Raw genomic sequence first — 15,793 nt, 5'->3', positions numbered from 1 at the left:
GGGGTCCTTCTCTCCGGGATGTCGGGCTCTCCGGGATATCGGGCGGGTACGGGGCCCGGCGGCGGTGATCCCGGCGCCGGGCCCGTACCGCCGACCGGCCGGAACCGGGTCGGGCCGGGGTCAGAACAGCGCGCCCCCGGCGATCTCGCCGTGCGCCTGGACCTCCGGGCCCACGGCGTCCAGCCGGCTCTTCACATCGAGCAGGAGCGCCAGCTCCTGCGGAGTCAGCCCGCTCAGCACCTCGCGCTGCTCCTCGGTGAGCAGGTCGACGGGGAAGCCCGCCTCGTACAACGCGTCGGGCAGCGGCGGCCGTTCGCCGCTCTCGGGTGGTCCGGTCATGGTGTGACTCCCATCGGTGAGACAGGTCCGGCTCCCCGCGGCGACGGCGTCGGCGCGGAGCGCCCGAGCCGGACGAACAGCCGGGTGAGCGCGTCGAGGGAGTGCAGGGCACTGACCGCCACGGCCGCTTCCCGGTCCCGGCCGAGCGGCAGCCGGTCCAGCAGCGCGTACAGCTCGTCCAGGTGATCCGTGTCGAGCACCGAGTGTTCCCGTACGGTCCGCAGGGCGGCGGCGGGCAGCCCGGTGTGCCGGGCGATGCGGTCGGTCAGGCCGGGGGCGGGCGCGTAGCCCTCCAGTACGGCGATGTAGCCGAGCAGGGCCACCGGGTGGTGGTGCTCGATCCAGTAGTACTGCGACCCGACGAGTGAGGCGACCAGGGGAGGGGGCAGCGGGTCGAGCGCGTCCTCGGGCCGGCCGCCCGCCGCCCGGAGGTCCTCCAGGAGCCAGGTGTCGTGGCCCTCCTCCTCCCGGATGTGCTCCGCCAGATACGCGGCGAGCGGCGCCGCGAGCGGATCACCGGAAGCGGCCCGGGCGCGGAGGCGGTCGAGGGCCAGCTCCATCAGCGGGACGGAGGCCCGGATGACGGCGTGCATCGTGCACAGATACGTCCGGTAGCGCGGCAACAGACCTTCGGAGCGCCACAAGTGGTGTGTCGTGCCCCGGAACCCCGGCTCCAGAAGAAGGAGTTTGGTCCGCAGTCGCGCGGATGCCCCGGCGCTCACCGGAGGTCCCGTCCGTCGATCTCCGGCAGCGCCGGCCCGCCCGCGACGACCAAGGGCGCGTACGCCGCGCAGCCGTGGCGGCGCACGATGCCCTGCGCACCCTCCCGTGAGCTGCGCATCGCGGCCGTCAGATCCAGCAGCGCCCCCGCCGCACCGCCCGCCACCGCCTGCGCTCCCGCCGCCACCTCCTCGTCGCCGCCCAGGGCCCGGCAGCCGTCGCAGTAGGAGCCCGGCCGGGGGCCGGAACCGTACCGGGCGGCCAGATGCGTCGGCCCGACCGTGCGGAGCATCCGCAGCACCGGCGATTCCAGCGCCCGGCTGCGTACGGTTCCCCAGTCGTCCTCCGCGATATGGCCGAGGTCCAGGTGGGGCGGCACGGGCCGGCGGTCCACGGTGTCCTGGTTGCAGCAGGCCAGCACCCGGCCGTCGAAGGCGACCACCGGCCAGGCTGCCATCGGGCACGGGGACGCCGCGGCGGGGTCGGGTCCGGTGCGGGCCGCCCGCGCCCAGGAGGCGGCCCGGCCGAACGGCCGCACCTCGTTGACCAGGCACGGCACCCGGCCGCCGAACTCCTTCTCCACCGCCCGTGTCAGGTCGGCGAGATACGGGTCCGAGGCTCCCGTCCCGGTGAGGTGGAGGCTCACGGCCACCCCTTCCTCCCGGACGAGGTGCAGGGCGCGGAACACATCGGCCCGGGGGACCTCGCGTTCGTGGTGGATGTCGAGCGAGGCCGAGAAATGGTCGACGGAGCGGATCGCCCGCAGGATGGCGGGCGGAATCGATCGGCGCCGCCTGCCCGGGAAAGCCCCCCGGCTGCCCGGAAGAGCCCCGCCCCGGGCGAAGAACATGCCGCTCAGCAGTGCCGTACGGGATCCGGCGTTCCGCGCCAGGGTGCTCAGCCGCTCGGCGAGCGCGGGCAGGAGCAGCGGCTCCCCGCCGGTGAGCATGACCACGTCCGGCCGGTTCTCCTCGGTGAACGAGCCGACGAACCGCTCCAGTTGACGGCCGTCCGGCTCCTGGCGGGTGAACAGGCCCGACCCGGTCGAGCAGTGCGCGCAGCTCAGCGGGCAGCGCCGGGTGAGGCCGATCAGCAGACCTGCGGCGGGGAAAGGCCGCCGTGCGACGAGTTCGGCGAGTTCCATGCGGGCCGCCTCCTTCGGGGCCGGGGCGCGTCGGGCGCGTACCCAGGCTGTGGGCCACCGGTTCGAGGACGGTCCGAAAGCGCTTCGGCAGCGGTATGGGCCCAGGTCGCAGCAGGTTTCCGGGGTGGTGGCCGGCCCCGCCGGGGGTGCTGCGCCCGCCGCGAGCTGGCCCGATACCGCTGCCATACCGGCGGCGAAGCGATCGCCAGGCCGGGCCTCCTAACTTTCTCGGCAACGGCAGGCACCGGCCCGCCGCACCGGACACGGGAGGGATTCCCCCGGACGTTCCGGTCCCGCAGTGACGAGTGGATGGAGACCACCATGTCCGAGAACACGAAGCCGGCCGGCGACGAGACCAACGAGACCCCCGAGGTCGAGGCGCACTCCGTCCTGGACCTCCAGGAGACCTCCGTCAACGCCGACCGCGACATCATCGCGCCGCCCGGCAACTGCATCAGCGTGCTGAGCGTCGTCGAGAACTGATCTCGCCCGCCGCACACCGCATTTCCGTCACACCGCGTTCCGCACCGCATTCCGCATATCCAGTGGATGGAGATCACCATGTCCGAGAACACGAAGCCGGCCGGCGACGAGACCAACGAGACCCCCGAGGTCGAGGCGCACTCCGTGCTGGACCTCCAGGAGACGTCCGTCCAGGGCGGCGACACGACCGACGGCAACTGCATCAGCGTGCTGAGCGTCGTCGAGCAGCAGCGCTGAACTGAGCGCTGAACCACCGGGCCGTGCGCCGCGGCGGGACGAGGCCGAGACCTCGCCCCCGCGGCGCCCGGCCGGCGGACGGGCGGTACGGGGCGGCTCCGCAGGCTACGGGAGCCGCCCCGCCGCGCTTGTCCCTCGTCCCACGTCCGTATGCCGATCTCCGGGAGCCTGCCGATGGCCACGCCCCTCCGCTCCAACCGGGACTTCCGGCTGCTCTGGATGAGCGGCCTGTTCGCCGTTCTGGGCAGCCAGATGAGCGCCCTCGCGCTGCCCCTGCTCATCCTCAAGGAGACCGGCTCCGCCGTGCAGGCCGGCACCGTGGGGACCGTCTCCATCTGCGCCGTACTGATCACGATGCTGCCCGGCGGGGTCATGGCCGACCGGGTCGAACGCCGCCGGCTGATGCGGGTGTGCGACGCGGGGAGCCTGCTCGCGGTCACCGCGCTGACCGTCGCCGTGTGGAACGGCCACGCCCCCATGGTGCTCGTCCTCCTGGTCGCCACCGCCGGAGCCGTCCTCAACAGCGTCTACGCGCCCGCCGCCTTCGGTCTGCTGCGCGCGGTCGTGCCGCCGGACCAGATGGGCACGGCGACCGCCCGGCTCCAGGCCCGTACCGCCACGGTCCGCCTGGTCGGGCCGCTCGTCGGCGGCGCGCTCTTCGGCATCCACGAGGCGCTGCCCTTCACCGCCCAGTTCCTCGGCCTGTTCCTGTCGACCGTCTGCGTGGCCCTCGTGCGCACCCGCTCGGCCGCCCACAAGAAGGCCGGCTCGGTCTTCAGCCGCGACGAGCTGACCGCCGGACTCGGCTTCCTCTGGCAACTGCCGTACCTGCGCACGGTGTTGCTGGTCTTCGGCCTCGGCATGAACTTCGCGTTCGGCGCCCTGACCTTCACCGCGCTCGCCGTCTTCTCCGAGGGCGGCCGCTCCGGGCTCGGCGGCGGCTTCGTCATCACCTGCGTCTCGGCGGGCGCTCTCGTCGGCGCGCTGCTCGCGCCCCGGCTCTCTCCCGACCGCCACATCCGGGCGCTCCTGGTCGTCACCTGCTGGAGCTGCGTGCTGACGGCCGGGGCGCTGGCCTGGCTCAGCAGCCCGCTGGTGGCGGGGCTGCTCTGCGCGGTGTGCATGGGACTGTCGACCGTCGCCAGCATCGGCTTCCTGTCGACCCTGCTCGTCGTCACGCCCGAGGACCGGGTCGGCCGGGTGCAGAGCGCGGCCTCCTTCCTTTCGTCGATCGTCCAGCCGTTCGGGCCGCTCGCGGGCGGCGCGCTGCTGACCGCGCTCGGCCCGCGCAACGCCTTCGGTGTGGTCGGCGTGGTGCTGGCCGTCTCGGCGGCCGTCATGACGCTCGCGCCCTCCGTACGGTCCGGGGCCGTCCCGCCGCCCGCGAGCCCCCCGGCACCGGAGGCCGACGCGGAGGAGTCCGATGTCCCCGGACCGCGCGAGCCCGCAGTCCGACCCGTCCCCGACGCGGCCGGACCGCACCGGGCCGCGCCCCGCCCCGTCCCCGACGCCGCCGGTCCCGGCGCACTCTGAGGAGGTATCGCCGTGCCCGGCATCCAGGAGACCCAGCTGTACTGCCTCGCCGACCGCCGCTACTACGACACCCCGGCCCGGCTTCCCGACCAGGAGACCCGCTACCCCCTCGACACGGCCGAACCGCCCGCCGGCTGGCGGCGCGTGGCCGGCGGGCTGTGGACGTCCCTCCTGCCCGAGGACGGTGAACCGGCCGAACAGGGCTGGAAGATCCACGTGTCGACCGTCCCCGGCGAAGCGGCCCGCACCCTCCGCGACACCGCCGCGATCTGCCTCCGGCACCGGGTGCCGTTCAAGTTCCTCCGCAGCGAGCAGGCGCTCCTGCTGATGTCGGGGAAGTACATGTCCCGGGGCAGTGCGGGGAAGTTCCTCACCCTCTACCCACCGGACGAGACGGCACTGACCCGGCTGCTCGGCGAGCTGACCGCGGCCCTGTCCGGCCGCCGGGGCCCGTACATCCTGAGCGACCTTCGCATCGGCGACGCCCCCGTCTACGTACGGTACGGCTCTTTCGTCGACCGCTGGTGCCTCGACGCCCGGGGCGAGCGGGTGCCCGCCCTGCGCCATCCCTCCGGCGAACTCGTGCCCGACGAAAGGGGCGTGGTGTTCCGCACGCCCGCCTGGGTGAAGGTGCCCGAGCTGCTGCGGCCACACCTCGCCGCCCGCGCCGCAGCCCGCGACGATTCCTTCCCGTACACCGTCACCGAGGCGCTCCAGTTCTCCAACGCCGGCGGCATCTACCTCGCCCGGCACCGGGAGACCGGCCACCGGGTCGTGCTGCGCGAGGCCCGTCCCCACTGCGGGCTCGACGCGGTGGGCGACGACGCCGTGACCCGGCTGGAGCGCGAGCACCGGGCCCTCTCGGCGCTCGCCGGGCTCGACTGCGTACCGGAGGTGTACGGCGTACGGACCGTGTGGGAGCACCGGTTCCTGATGACGGAGTACGTCGAGGGGCCCACCCTGCTCGACGAGATCGTGGCCCGCTTCGCCCTGGTGCGCGGAGCCCGCACGCCGGCCGAACTCGCCCCGTACGCAACGTGGGTGGACCAGGTGACCGGCAAACTCGCCGACGCCCTGCGGGAGATCCACGGGCGGGGGCTGCGCTTCGGTGACCTGCACCCCTCCAACATCATCCTCCGGCCCGATGGCAGGCTCGCCCTCGTCGACTTCGAGTACGCCACCGAACTCGACGACGAGCAGACCCCGTTGGCCGGAGCGCCCGGACTCCAGGCGCCACCCGGAACCCCGGGCGCGGAGGCCGACGCCTACGCCCTGTGGGCGACCTGGCTCACCATGCTGATGCCGCTGACCGAGATGGCCTCCCACGACCGGGCCAAGGCGCTGTCCCTGGAGTCCTGGGCCCGGGAGCGCTACGGTCTCGCGCCCGACGCCGGCCCCGCCCGCCCCGCCCTGCTGCGGGCGGCCGAGCGCACCGCCGACCGGGAGAGCGAGATCGCCGCCCTCCTCGGCGGTCCCCGGCCCGACTGGGCCGAGCTGCGCGCCCGGCTGATCGCGGGCATCCACGCGGGCGCGACACCTGAGCGCCGCGACCGGCTCTTCCCCGGCGACCCCAAGGGCTTCGCCACCGGCGGCACGGACCTGGCGCACGGGGCCGCCGGGGTCCTCTACGCCCTCCACCGCGTCGGGGGCCCGGTTCCGGCCGACTGGACCGACTGGCTCGCGGAGACCGCCCGCCGCCGCGACCCCGCGTCCCCGGGCGGCCTCTACGGCGGGCTGCCGGGCACCGCCGTGACGCTGGCCCTGCTCGGCCGCCCGGACGAGGGGCGCGAGCTGTTCGCCCGGTCCGTCGAGGCCGCTCGCCCGTCCTCCTCGGCCGACCTGCTGACCGGGCGCGCGGGCACTGCCCTGGCCGCCGTCCGCCTGGCCACGGCCGGACCCGGTGCCCCTGACCCGGAGCTGGTGGACACCGCCCTGCGCACCGCCTGGGACCTCGACTGCCTGGTACGGGGCGAGACGGTGGCGGGCGGTCCGGCGGCCCCGCCCTCGGCCGGACTGCTGCGCGGGCTCAGCGGCGCGGCGCTGCTCCACCTCGAACTGCACGCGCTCACCGGCGAGGAGTGGCTGCTGCGCGCCGCCCGCACCGCCCTGTACCGGGACTCCGGCCACTGCGTCGCGATGGACGACGGCACGGTCCAGGTCAAGGACGGCCGCCGCCACCTCCTCTACCTCGACCAGGGCAGCGGCGGCTTCGCCCTGGTCGCCCGCGCCTACCTGGCTCGGCAGGAGGCCCCCGCGCTCGCCGGGCTGCTGCCCGGCGTGCGCAAGGGGTGCGGCAACGAGTTCGTGCGCGAGCCGGGGCTGTTCACCGGGCGCGCCGGACTCGTCGCCACCGCACGCCAGTTGGAGGACGGCGACCCGGCCGGGCCCGAGGTCCTCGCCTCCGTGCGCAACCTCTCCTGGCACCTGGTCGCCGACGGGGACCGGCTGCTGGTGCCCGGGGCCCGGCTGCGGCGCTGCTCCGCCGACCTGGCCACCGGGGCGGCCGGGCTGCTGCTCGCCCTGCACTTCCTGGCCGGGGCGGACGCCGGGACGGACACCGACGAGGCCGCCGCCCCGGGGGGCGACGGCCACCGGCCGCACGATCTGCTGAAGCTGCTCACCCTGGGCTGAGGGCGGGGGCGGCAGGCGCGCCGGTGCGGCCGCCCGTCGCCCCCTGCTCGCCCGCCCCCCCCTGCTCGCCCGCCGCCTCCTGCTCGCGTGCGAACAGGCAGAGCAGGCGCGGCACTTCGTACAGCGCGGCATGAGCGGTGACCTCACCCGCCGGGGAGGTCACCGCACCGGCGTCGATCAGCGCCTCCACGGCCCGGATCGCCGCCCGCTCCCCGCAGCCCAGCGCCACCGTGGCCCGGTCCAGGGTGAAGCACCCGTCATCGGTGAGCCCGGCCAGCCGCCCCAGCACCCACCGGTCGCCGTCGGCCAGGTCCCGCCAGCCGGACGCGATCCGGTGCCGCACGGAGACGTCCCCCGCGACCAGTTCGTCGAGCGCGGCCGACGGGTCGTCGAGCCGGTCCGCGTACTCCGCCAACGGCAGATGCCGCAGCACCGCCAGTCGCATCCCGCTCACCTCCACCGCCAGCGGCAGCCCCCCGCAGGCCCGGACGATCCGCAGCGCCGCCGCCGGGTCCGTCCGCAGCCGCCCGGCTCCGATCAGCTTCCCCAGCAGCTCCAGCGCCTCACCGTCCGCCAGCGGGGGCAGCGCGATCCGGTGCACCGGGGCGAGACCGGGCAACTGCCCCCGGGCGGTGACCAGGACGGCGCACTTCCCGTACCGGGGCAGCAGCCCCCGTACGGACGCCTCGTCCGGCACGTCGTCCAGGACCACCAGCGCCCGGTGCCGGGCCTGCCACTCCTGCCAGGCCTCCGCGAGGACCGCGAGAGCACCGGCCGACGCGGGGACTTCAGCGCTGGTCCCCGAGAGTGCTTCCGCCTGCGCCCCGGCCACCCCGCACCACCGCCCCAGCTCCGCCAGGACCTCCGCCCGGCCGCGCGCCGTGCCGTCCTCCCCGCGCACCCGGACGTGCACGCGGCCGTCGGGGAACGGGTCGGCGAGCAGCTGGGCCGCCCGGACCGCCAGCGCCGACTTCCCCGCACCGCCCGGACCCGAGACGACCACCACGCGCTCCTCACCGCCGCCCAGGACGTCGAGCAGCCCCCGCAACTCCTCGCGGCGGCCGGTGAACGCCCCGGTACCGGCGGGAAGCGTGACCCGGCCCGGCGTCTCCCGAGGTGCGGAGGGCCGCCGCACCTCACGCCCCCGGCCGAGCATCGAGCGGTACAACGCGGCCATCGCCGGACTCGGCTCCAGGCCCAGCTCCCGTGCCATCAGCTGCCGGTAGTCGTCGTACACCGCCAGTGCCTCGGCCTGCCGGCCGGACTGGTGCAGGGAGTTCATCCAGGCGGCCCGCAGCCGCTCCCGCAGCGGATGGCGTTCCACCAGGTCCCGCAGTCCGTCCACCGCGACGGCGGCCCGGCCCAGTTCGATCTCGGCCTCCGCCCAGTCCTCGTACACCGTCAGACACCGGGCCTCCAGCCGGTCCGCCTCATCGGCCACCCCGGAGGAGTCCCGCAGGTCGTTCAGCGGCGGCCCCTCCCACAGGTCGAGCGCCTCGCGCAGCAGCCGGGCCGCGCCGGGCAGATCGCCCCGCTCGGCCGCCGCCCGCCCGGCCCGGGCCAGTGACCCGAAGCGCAGGGTGTCCAGCTCGCCCTCGGCGATCCGCAGCAGATAGCCCCCGCAGCCGTGCACCACCCGCTCCGGACCGCCGTCCCGGCCGGGCCCGAGCAGCGCGCGGGCGGCGCTGACGTACACCTGGAGGTTCTTCCGGGCGGTGCGCGGCGGATCGTCCGGCCACACCGCGTCGGTCAGCACGTCGACCGGTACAGCAGTGTTGGGGCGGGCGAGCAGGGTGGCGAGGACGAGGCGCTGCTTTCGCGGGCCGAGCGGCAGCTCACGGCCGTCCCGTCGGGCCGTCAGCGGGCCCAGCAGGGAGAAGTGCACGGCACCGGAGGCGGCAGCTGCACCTGTGAGGACGGGAGGTCGGTTCATCAGCGGGCCTCCGGGGTGGGGGACGGGCGGCGGACTGGACCGTGCACACGTCCGATACTGCTGTCGCCCAGGCCCCCGGGCATCGGGGCTCCGCCCGCATTTTCCGCCCGGGCACCCGACCGAAACCGCTCGGCGCCCCCATGTTGCCCGCCGCCGCCCCCATGCCCGTACGCCCGTGAGGTGCCGCGGCCCCCATGGAGGCCCGGCGTGCCCGCGTCGCCCGGCCCCGACCTTCGTCCCCTCAGGCCGGCTCGGCGGCGCACTCGGCGGCGTACTCGCACAACGCCGCCCGGTCCGCGCGGCCGGTCTTGCTCAGCAGACTGGCCATGTGCTTCTCCACCGTGCGGGGCGAGATCGACAGGCTGCGGGCGATCTGCTGGTTCCCGGGCCGCTCGGGCAGCAGCACGAACACCTCGTACTCGCGCGGCGTCACCCCGCTGCTCCGCAGCGGCGAAGGGATCCGGTCCCAGCCGCCCCGGTGCTGGCCCACGCTCGCCCCGGCCTGCCGGAGCCCGGCCCGGCACGCGGTGGAGACCGGCTGGACACCGGCCCCGTAGAAGAACTCCTCCGCGGTCCGCAGCCATGCCACCGGATCGCCCCAACCGTCCACGCGGGCCGCGTCCGCCACCAGCCGCAGCCCCAGGTGGTGGGCGACCGGGAAGGGGCCGGAACGCAGCGCGAAGGCGGCCATCAGCCGGGCGGCCCCGGCCGGATCCCCCTCCCGGCCGAGCAGCACGGCGTCGGCCAGCTCCAGGAACTGCCGGTTCCAGGCGAGGCAGCCCCCGGGAGCGGCCCGGGCCTCCTCCAGCTCCGCCCGGTCCGCCTCGCCCGCCAGAACCCGCAGCAGCGGGCGCAGCCCGTACCGTCCGCTCAGGTAGTAGTAGCTCGGGTGGTCCAACTCCCAGGCCAGCGCCTCGTCGAGAGCCGCCGCCGCCCGCTCCCGGTCCTCCTCCAGCAGGGCCGAGAACGCCCGGCAGAGCCCCGCCCGCAGCGGCACCAGCAGCGACTGTTCGCCCCCGGCCCGGCGGAACGCGGCCAGGGCCCGGTCCATGTCCCGGCGCCGCCCCCGGTGCGCGGCCATCGTCGCGCCGGTCAGCAGCAGATAGCGGTGGGCGGAGAGATCGCCGACCCGGGCGCTGGCCTCGGCCGAGCGGTCGATGATCTCCTGCGCCTCCTCCCACCGGGCGCACAGCACCGCGTTCATGGCGAGCAGCCCGTCGACGGTACGGGTCAGCCGCAGTGCTCCCAGATCGGTGGCCGCCGCCCGGGCGGAGAGCAGCCGCGAGGCGTCCCCGGACCGCATGAAGGCGTTCGCGCCCAGCCGCACCAGCGCCTCGACCCGCCAGACCGGCAGGGAGTGGTCGGTGGAGATCGACAGCATGCGTTCCAGCGCGGCGTCCGCGGCGTCGAAGCCCTCTTCGCGCCGCAGCAGAGCCAGCAACTGCCAGGCCTGGCAGGCCACCACGGGCAGCCCTTCGGCCTCGGCGGTCTCGGCGGCCTTCTGTACGGTCTGCTCGGTCTCCACCGGATCCCGGTCCGGGCGTCCGTGCCCGGGAAGCAGCGCCAGGTAGCCGTCGACCACCACGAGCGCGGCGCGACGGCCCGGGGGCGGTGCCGGGCCGAGGAGCACGCGGGCCGCCTCGACCTGGAGGGCGGCGTCGGCGGTGCGCTCCGCCATGACCGCCGCCCAGGCGAGTTCGACGTGGATCTGACCGCGCCGGCCGGCGGCCTCGGAACGCACGGGAACCGGTGGCAGCGCGTCGGCCAGTGCCAGCGCGCCGTCCAGATCGCCGCCCTCGGCGCGGGCGACCGCCAGCGATTCGGCAACGGCCGCCCGGTCCGCCTCGTCGGCCAGGGGGTGCGCCCGCTCCAGCAGCACCACGGCGGAACCGTGGGCCCCCGAAGCGAGCATCCGTCTTCCCGCAGCCGCGAACTGGCGGGCCGCCCCGGCCCGGTTGCCCGCGGCCAGCTGGAGCGAGGCGACCAGCTGCCGCCCGTCCTCGTCCAGGGGCTGTCCGGAGTTCTCGATGGCCGAGGCGGCCCGGCGGGCCAGCGAGGCACGCTCGGCCGGCGCGACCGACGAGATCATGGCCTCGGCGGTGAGCGAGTGCCGGAAGGTGTAGCGGTCGGGCGCCGCACCGTCCGGGGCGATGATCCCGGCCTCCACCGCGGACCGCAGATGCGTGAACAGCGCCCGGTCCTCGAAGCCGGTGACGGTCTGGAGCACGGTCACCGAGAACTGGCTGCCCAGCGTCGCCGACGCCAGGAGGAGATCCCGCACCGGCTCGTCCAGCCGCTCCAGCCTGCGGGCCCAACTGCGCACGATGTCCGAGGGGATGGAACCGTCCGGCTGGTCCACCGCCTCCCACCCGCCGTCCGTCCGCCGGAGCCGGCCCGTGTCGAGGAGGTCGGCCAGCAGTACCTCCAGCAGGTAGGGGTTCCCCGAGGCGCGTTCGGCCAGCCGCCGGTGCACCGACTCGGGTATCTCCTCCGGCCCCGTCTCCAGACACGAGCCTGTCAGCGACCGCACCTGGGCGTCGTGGAGGGGCCCCAACTCCCTTACGGTGGCGACGTGCCGGCGCTCGGCTGAGCGTACGAGGTCCAGGGCGGCCCCGGGCTCGGGGCGCAGGGTGCCGAGGAACAGGACGGGCAGGTCGGCGAGGTTGTCGATGACGTACTCGACGACCGCGACGGTCTCCGTGTCGCAGTCGTGCAGATCCTCCAGCAGGATCGTGCAGCCGGCCTCCCTGCCCAGGACGGACAGCAGCCGCAGCAGTGCCTCGGCCAGCTCCACGACCGTCTCCGGATAACCGGGCGACCCCTCCCTGCGCCACTCCGGGACCAGCCGGGCCAGCGCCGGATGGTAGGGCGCGAGCTCCGGATCGGTCGGGGTGCCGGCGGCCCGGAACCGGGACGCCAGCGCCTCGGCGAGCGGGCGGAAGGGCACGACGAGCCCGGTCGAGGTGGCCCGGCCTCGCAGGACCGGCATGCCGAGCCCGTAGGCCCGGTAGGCGCACTCGCCCACCAGCCGGGACTTTCCGATACCGGCCTCCCCGAGGAGGAACAGCGCGCGCCCCGAACGCCGTCGCACGGCGTCCAGGGCGCTGCTCAGCAGTCCGATCTCCTCGTCCCGCCCGACGATGACCGGCGAAGTGGCTCGCATGGCCGCAGATTACTGGAGTGACAACTCCCACGGCAGCGGGCCAATTCGGCTCATTTATTGTCGAGTTGGCCGAATCTGATTACCACGGGGCGGTCATGGTGGTCCACGGCAGGTCGTGGCTGTAGCCGCTCTCGCCCTCCGAGGCGCTGAGGAGTCTGCTGCGCGCACCGAGTCCTCCGGTGGAGCCCAGGGAGATCTGGCCGGCCGGGTGCTCCGGGGAGCCCTCGTGTGCGATCTCGCCGGACGCCTGCAGGGCCGATTCGCCGAACTGCTTCATCTCTGCCTCATCCTCTGCTGATCGGTGGTGGTGCGTAGTGGGTGGTGCGTCGCGGGTGGTGCTCGGTGCGTGATCACGGGCCCTGGAGCGGTGTCCGCGCCAGGGGCTCCGGTGGAACAGTCGTGGGGGCCGGGCCGTGGGTCAGGGCGCCCGGGAGGGGCGCAGGAGCAGGGCGGAGCCGATCCGGTCGGGGAACCCCGCCCGCAGCAGCCCGTGCCCGATCCCCGAGAGCCCGGTGAGCAGCCCCGGGTGCGGTACGCGACCGGGCGTCCCGCACTGCGGACCGGTCCGGTCCGCCGCGGCCAGCAGCGTCCCGGCCCGCCGCAGCCACGCGGGTCGCGCGTCGGGCAGAGCGCCGTGCCCGAGGAGTTCGAGCAGCCCGGACTCGCCGTGGCACAGGCTGTCGTCGGCGAGCGGGGCACTGTTCGCCAGTTCCCCGGAGCGTGCCGCGAGCCAGCCGGACAGCTCCGGGTCCTCCCGTGCGTCAGGGCTGTCCGCGATCGCCAGCGCGACCCCGGCCACCCCGTCGCACCAGGCCGGCCCGGGAGCCGTTGCGGCGTCCGTCAGCCCGGTCGCCCGGCGCAGGGCCCGCAGTCCGGCGCGCCGGTGGGACGCGTCGCCCCCGGCGCCGGCGAAGCGCAGCAGCGCCCAGCCGACGCCCGCCGCCCCGTCGGCGAAGGCCTCGGAGTCGGGGAGCCGGGCTGCGGCGAGCCTCTCGGCGCAGCGGATGGCGCCCCGCCAGGCCTCCGGGCGACCGGTGGCACGGTGCACCGCGAGCAGCGAGACCAGTCCGCCCGCCGCCCCGCCGCGCACTCCGTAACCGTCCTCCGCCGCGCTCGCCGCGCAGCTCAGCCGGACCGCCGGACCGGCCTGTTCCAGCACCTCCCGGTCGTTCAGCAGCGTGCCGACCTCGGTCAGCGCGTACGCGATGCCGCCGAGGCCCGCGTAGGCGCCGGAGCCCAGGACCCCCAGCTCGTCGGCCCGCCCGTGCAGGGCGTCCAGCAGCCCCGGGACCGGTGCGAGCGCTTCCCGGGCCGCCTCCGCGTACCGGGACACGCCGGTGAGCGCGGCCAGTTGGGCCAGGAAGAGCGCGGGGCCCGCGTAACCGCCCGCGAGGTCCGCCCCCATCGGGGTGAGCCGCCAGTAGCGCTCGCCGAGCAGTTCGAGCCCGATCCAGTTGGTGCGGCCCTCGTGCCGATAGGCGAGGGAGACGAGCTGGTCACCCACCGACCGTGCGGCGGACAGCAGTTGCTCGGGCTCCGGCGCCGTCGCCGCACTCCACGTCCGGCCGCCGGGGCCCGGTCGGTGCGGTGGCTCGGGGGAGGTGCTGACCATGGCTGTCCGGATGATCCGCTCCTGGTCCTGGCGGTCCACGGTGTCCATCGCGCGGACCTTCGCCTCGACGCGGGCCAGCCCGGTGCGGGGTGCGTCCGACAGCGTCCCGGCGGATGCGGAAGGGCCCGGCGACGGCTCGGCGACCGTGCGGCCGGTGCCGCTCCACAGTTCCGTGGAGCCCGGCCGGGTGGCGAACACCGGCACGTCACCGCGCCACAGCTCGACGATCTCCTCGTCCTCCACGCCGGGCAGCGCGGGCACGCCCAGGAGCGGGGTGCGCAGCAGCGCCAGCACCCGGTGCCGTTCCGTCGCGTCCCGCATCAGGTCGGGGTGGGTCGACTCGTCCAGCAGCGTCGTGTACGTCCAGGTGGGCCGGGGTACGACGCGTATCTCGTCCCGTGCGAAGTGCCGCAACGGCCCGTCCTCCCGCAGGAGTTCGTCACGGTGGTCGCGGATCGCGTCGTACCCGGCGCGGAAGCCGCCGCACAGCGCTTCGGTGTACTGGGAGGGGTCGGGCGCCCCGGTGCCGAGCCGGGGCCGGTTGGCGGATTCGATGAACCGGCCCGCCCGCCGGACCAACCGCATGCGGTCGGTTCCGGCGTCCGCCCAGTCGGCGGTCTCGATGGGGGAGGAGGCGGCCCCGCCTCCACCGATGGCGGACATGTCGAGCGCGGTGGAGTCCCCGACGAGCAGCTGGGGCAGCAGGCCCACCCGGTGCACCGAGTCGTGCAGGGCCCGGGCGGCCGGATCGGCGGAACGGGCGGGCCCCAGCGGCGGGTGGAACAGCGTCTCCACATCCACCAGAACGGGGTACGGGCCGCAGGCGATCAGGTTCTCGTGGTGCAGATCCGTACCGTCGAGCGCGTGCAGCAGGGCCAGCAGAGCACCTTGGCGCCGGTAGAAGTCCCGGGTCTCCGCCGCCGACGCGCAGGGCCGCTCCTCGACGAATTCGGCCCAGCCGTAGTCCCCGCGGTCCAGGACGTGCAGCACGCGCAGGCCGGGAGCGCCCGGCAGCGAACCGAACCACTGGGCGAGGGAGTTGAAGTGCCGGTGCGCTGCGAGCGGGCGAGGCTTGTAGACCAGCCGGCTGCCGTCGGCGAACCGCAGCAGCATCACCGACCGGCCGCCGCGATGACTGTCGCCCGCACCGGCCTCGACGCCGGTGAGGGCGCCCGGCCCACCGTGCGTTCCGGGTGCTCCGTCCGGTGAACCGGACCGGTCGCCGAACACTCCCGCCGGTGCCAGGAGATGGCGGTCGGCGGCGAGCCGGGTGACCATCTCCGCGAAGGCGTCCGTCGTGTTGAGGCAGGCCGTGGCGAGGAGACGGGCGAGTACGGGGTAGCCGGAGAGGAGCGGACCGAGGCCGTCGCGGCGGGCCGTGAGCCGCACGAAGTCCCGGAAACGCTCCTCGGGCTCCTCGCCGCTCAGCCGGCCCAGCCGGCGGGCCTCGTGCAGTTCGGTGACGAGCGTGCGCGCCGCGATCCGGGTCAGGCGACGGGTCAACTGCGTCCGGAAATCCGCGAGGACGGGTGAGGCGCCGTCCACCGGCCCGCCGTCCACCACCGGTCCGGCCACCACCAGGGCGGTCCGGAGCCGCTCCGCCGCCTTCTCGACGAACGGCGCGACGATCGGCCCGAAGCCGCCGAGCCCCGGGTACGCGTGGTCGGCGACCACCGCATCACGCGGGGCGGAGGCGACGGCCTCCTGGGCGAAGGCCGCCCAGGAGGGTTCGCCGGAGGGCCTGCCTCCGACGATGCCGGGCAGCCACCACGGCTCCGCGACAGCGCCCCCGGACGGGCCGAGCGAGCGGGGGGCGGAGGAGGGCGCGTCGGAAGCGTTGTCGCGGGACGCCACGGAGGGGGCGGCGACGCGGTGGCTCGTCCCTCTGTCGATCAGGTCCTTCTCCGCCATCGCACCGCACCTCCCCGGTCCCGGGCCGGCCCCGGTCGGGCCGCCCGCGTCCATCGTGGCGGGGGAGGGGCTACGGGCACATGGGGG

Annotated in this window: 11 protein-coding genes; 4 read left to right on the top strand and 7 right to left on the bottom strand. The window is 75.2% G+C overall.

Annotation, left to right across the window (positions count from 1 at the left end; translation table 11 throughout):
* Window positions 1-120 precede the first annotated feature (120 nt).
* The 3 genes from JS521_RS13375 to JS521_RS13365 are packed head-to-tail and all read right to left on the bottom strand — an operon-like array spanning window position 121 to window position 2,203.
* A complete protein-coding gene (locus tag JS521_RS13375; protein WP_205083099.1) occupies window positions 121-339 on the bottom strand; it encodes an aroma-sacti cluster domain-containing protein in 219 nt (72 codons plus the stop codon).
* Window positions 336-1,061, bottom strand: a complete 726-nt coding sequence (locus JS521_RS13370; RefSeq protein ID WP_205083098.1) for an iron-containing redox enzyme family protein — start codon at window positions 1,059-1,061, stop codon at window positions 336-338. The genes JS521_RS13375 and JS521_RS13370 overlap by 4 nt, the downstream gene beginning before the upstream one ends.
* Window positions 1,058-2,203 (bottom strand): radical SAM protein, encoded by a 1,146-nt coding sequence (locus JS521_RS13365; RefSeq protein WP_205083096.1) that lies wholly within the window; start codon window positions 2,201-2,203, stop codon window positions 1,058-1,060. Before JS521_RS13365 ends, JS521_RS13370 begins: the two co-directional genes overlap by 4 nt.
* Before the next feature lie 321 nt (window positions 2,204-2,524).
* Between JS521_RS13365 and JS521_RS13360 the strand changes: the two genes are divergently transcribed.
* The 4 genes from JS521_RS13360 to lanKC all read left to right on the top strand — a co-directional run bounded on the left by JS521_RS13360 (window position 2,525) and on the right by lanKC (window position 7,087).
* Window positions 2,525-2,686 (top strand): hypothetical protein, encoded by a 162-nt coding sequence (locus tag JS521_RS13360; RefSeq protein WP_164873496.1) that lies wholly within the window; start codon window positions 2,525-2,527, stop codon window positions 2,684-2,686.
* Between the two features lie 78 nt (window positions 2,687-2,764).
* On the top strand, window positions 2,765-2,923 hold the full coding sequence (locus tag JS521_RS13355; RefSeq protein WP_164873495.1) for a hypothetical protein: 159 nt from the start codon (window positions 2,765-2,767) through the stop codon (window positions 2,921-2,923).
* Window positions 2,924-3,097: 174 nt separating this feature from the next.
* Entirely contained in the window at window positions 3,098-4,456 is a 1,359-nt protein-coding gene (locus tag JS521_RS13350) for an MFS transporter (RefSeq protein ID WP_205083095.1), read from the top strand.
* A gap of 12 nt (window positions 4,457-4,468) precedes the next feature.
* Window positions 4,469-7,087 (top strand): class III lanthionine synthetase LanKC, encoded by a 2,619-nt coding sequence (gene lanKC / locus JS521_RS13345; protein WP_205083093.1) that lies wholly within the window; start codon window positions 4,469-4,471, stop codon window positions 7,085-7,087.
* On the opposite strand, the gene JS521_RS13340 is transcribed toward lanKC, so the two are convergent.
* From JS521_RS13340 to JS521_RS13325, 4 genes are all read right to left on the bottom strand, one after another.
* The gene (locus JS521_RS13340) at window positions 7,074-9,020 is read right to left on the bottom strand and encodes an AfsR/SARP family transcriptional regulator (protein WP_205083091.1); all 1,947 of its coding nucleotides are present in this window, start codon (window positions 9,018-9,020) and stop codon (window positions 7,074-7,076) included. The genes lanKC and JS521_RS13340 overlap by 14 nt on opposite strands.
* Before the next feature lie 241 nt (window positions 9,021-9,261).
* Complete coding sequence (locus tag JS521_RS13335; protein ID WP_205083090.1) at window positions 9,262-12,183, bottom strand: helix-turn-helix transcriptional regulator; 2,922 nt, start codon at window positions 12,181-12,183, stop codon at window positions 9,262-9,264.
* A 79-nt stretch (window positions 12,184-12,262) separates the two neighbouring features.
* Window positions 12,263-12,460, bottom strand: coding sequence for a hypothetical protein (locus JS521_RS13330; protein WP_205083088.1), 198 nt, complete (start codon window positions 12,458-12,460; stop codon window positions 12,263-12,265).
* Window positions 12,461-12,601: 141 nt separating this feature from the next.
* A complete protein-coding gene (locus JS521_RS13325) occupies window positions 12,602-15,706 on the bottom strand; it encodes a type 2 lanthipeptide synthetase LanM family protein (protein ID WP_205083086.1) in 3,105 nt (1,034 codons plus the stop codon).
* Window positions 15,707-15,793 lie beyond the last annotated feature (87 nt).

The organism is Streptomyces durocortorensis (genome assembly GCF_016901035.1).
GTDB lineage: Bacteria > Actinomycetota > Actinomycetes > Streptomycetales > Streptomycetaceae > Streptomyces > Streptomyces durocortorensis.
Note: the sequence above shows the minus strand (reverse complement) of the source record. Positions and strands in the feature narration are given on the sequence as shown.

Bases quoted from the DNA above. Each gene is read 5' to 3' on its own strand.
- JS521_RS13365 (WP_205083096.1), bottom strand. From the start codon at position 2,203: ATGGAACTCGCCGAACTCGTCGCACGGCGGCCTTTCCCCGCCGCAGGT.
- JS521_RS13375 (WP_205083099.1), bottom strand. From the start codon at position 339: ATGACCGGACCACCCGAGAGCGGCGAACGGCCGCCGCTGCCCGACGCG.
- JS521_RS13325 (WP_205083086.1), bottom strand. From the start codon at position 15,706: ATGGCGGAGAAGGACCTGATCGACAGAGGGACGAGCCACCGCGTCGCC.
- JS521_RS13335 (WP_205083090.1), bottom strand. From the start codon at position 12,183: ATGCGAGCCACTTCGCCGGTCATCGTCGGGCGGGACGAGGAGATCGGA.
- JS521_RS13330 (WP_205083088.1), bottom strand. From the start codon at position 12,460: ATGAAGCAGTTCGGCGAATCGGCCCTGCAGGCGTCCGGCGAGATCGCA.
- JS521_RS13340 (WP_205083091.1), bottom strand. From the start codon at position 9,020: ATGAACCGACCTCCCGTCCTCACAGGTGCAGCTGCCGCCTCCGGTGCC.
- JS521_RS13360 (WP_164873496.1), top strand. From the start codon at position 2,525: ATGTCCGAGAACACGAAGCCGGCCGGCGACGAGACCAACGAGACCCCC.
- JS521_RS13350 (WP_205083095.1), top strand. From the start codon at position 3,098: ATGGCCACGCCCCTCCGCTCCAACCGGGACTTCCGGCTGCTCTGGATG.
- JS521_RS13355 (WP_164873495.1), top strand. From the start codon at position 2,765: ATGTCCGAGAACACGAAGCCGGCCGGCGACGAGACCAACGAGACCCCC.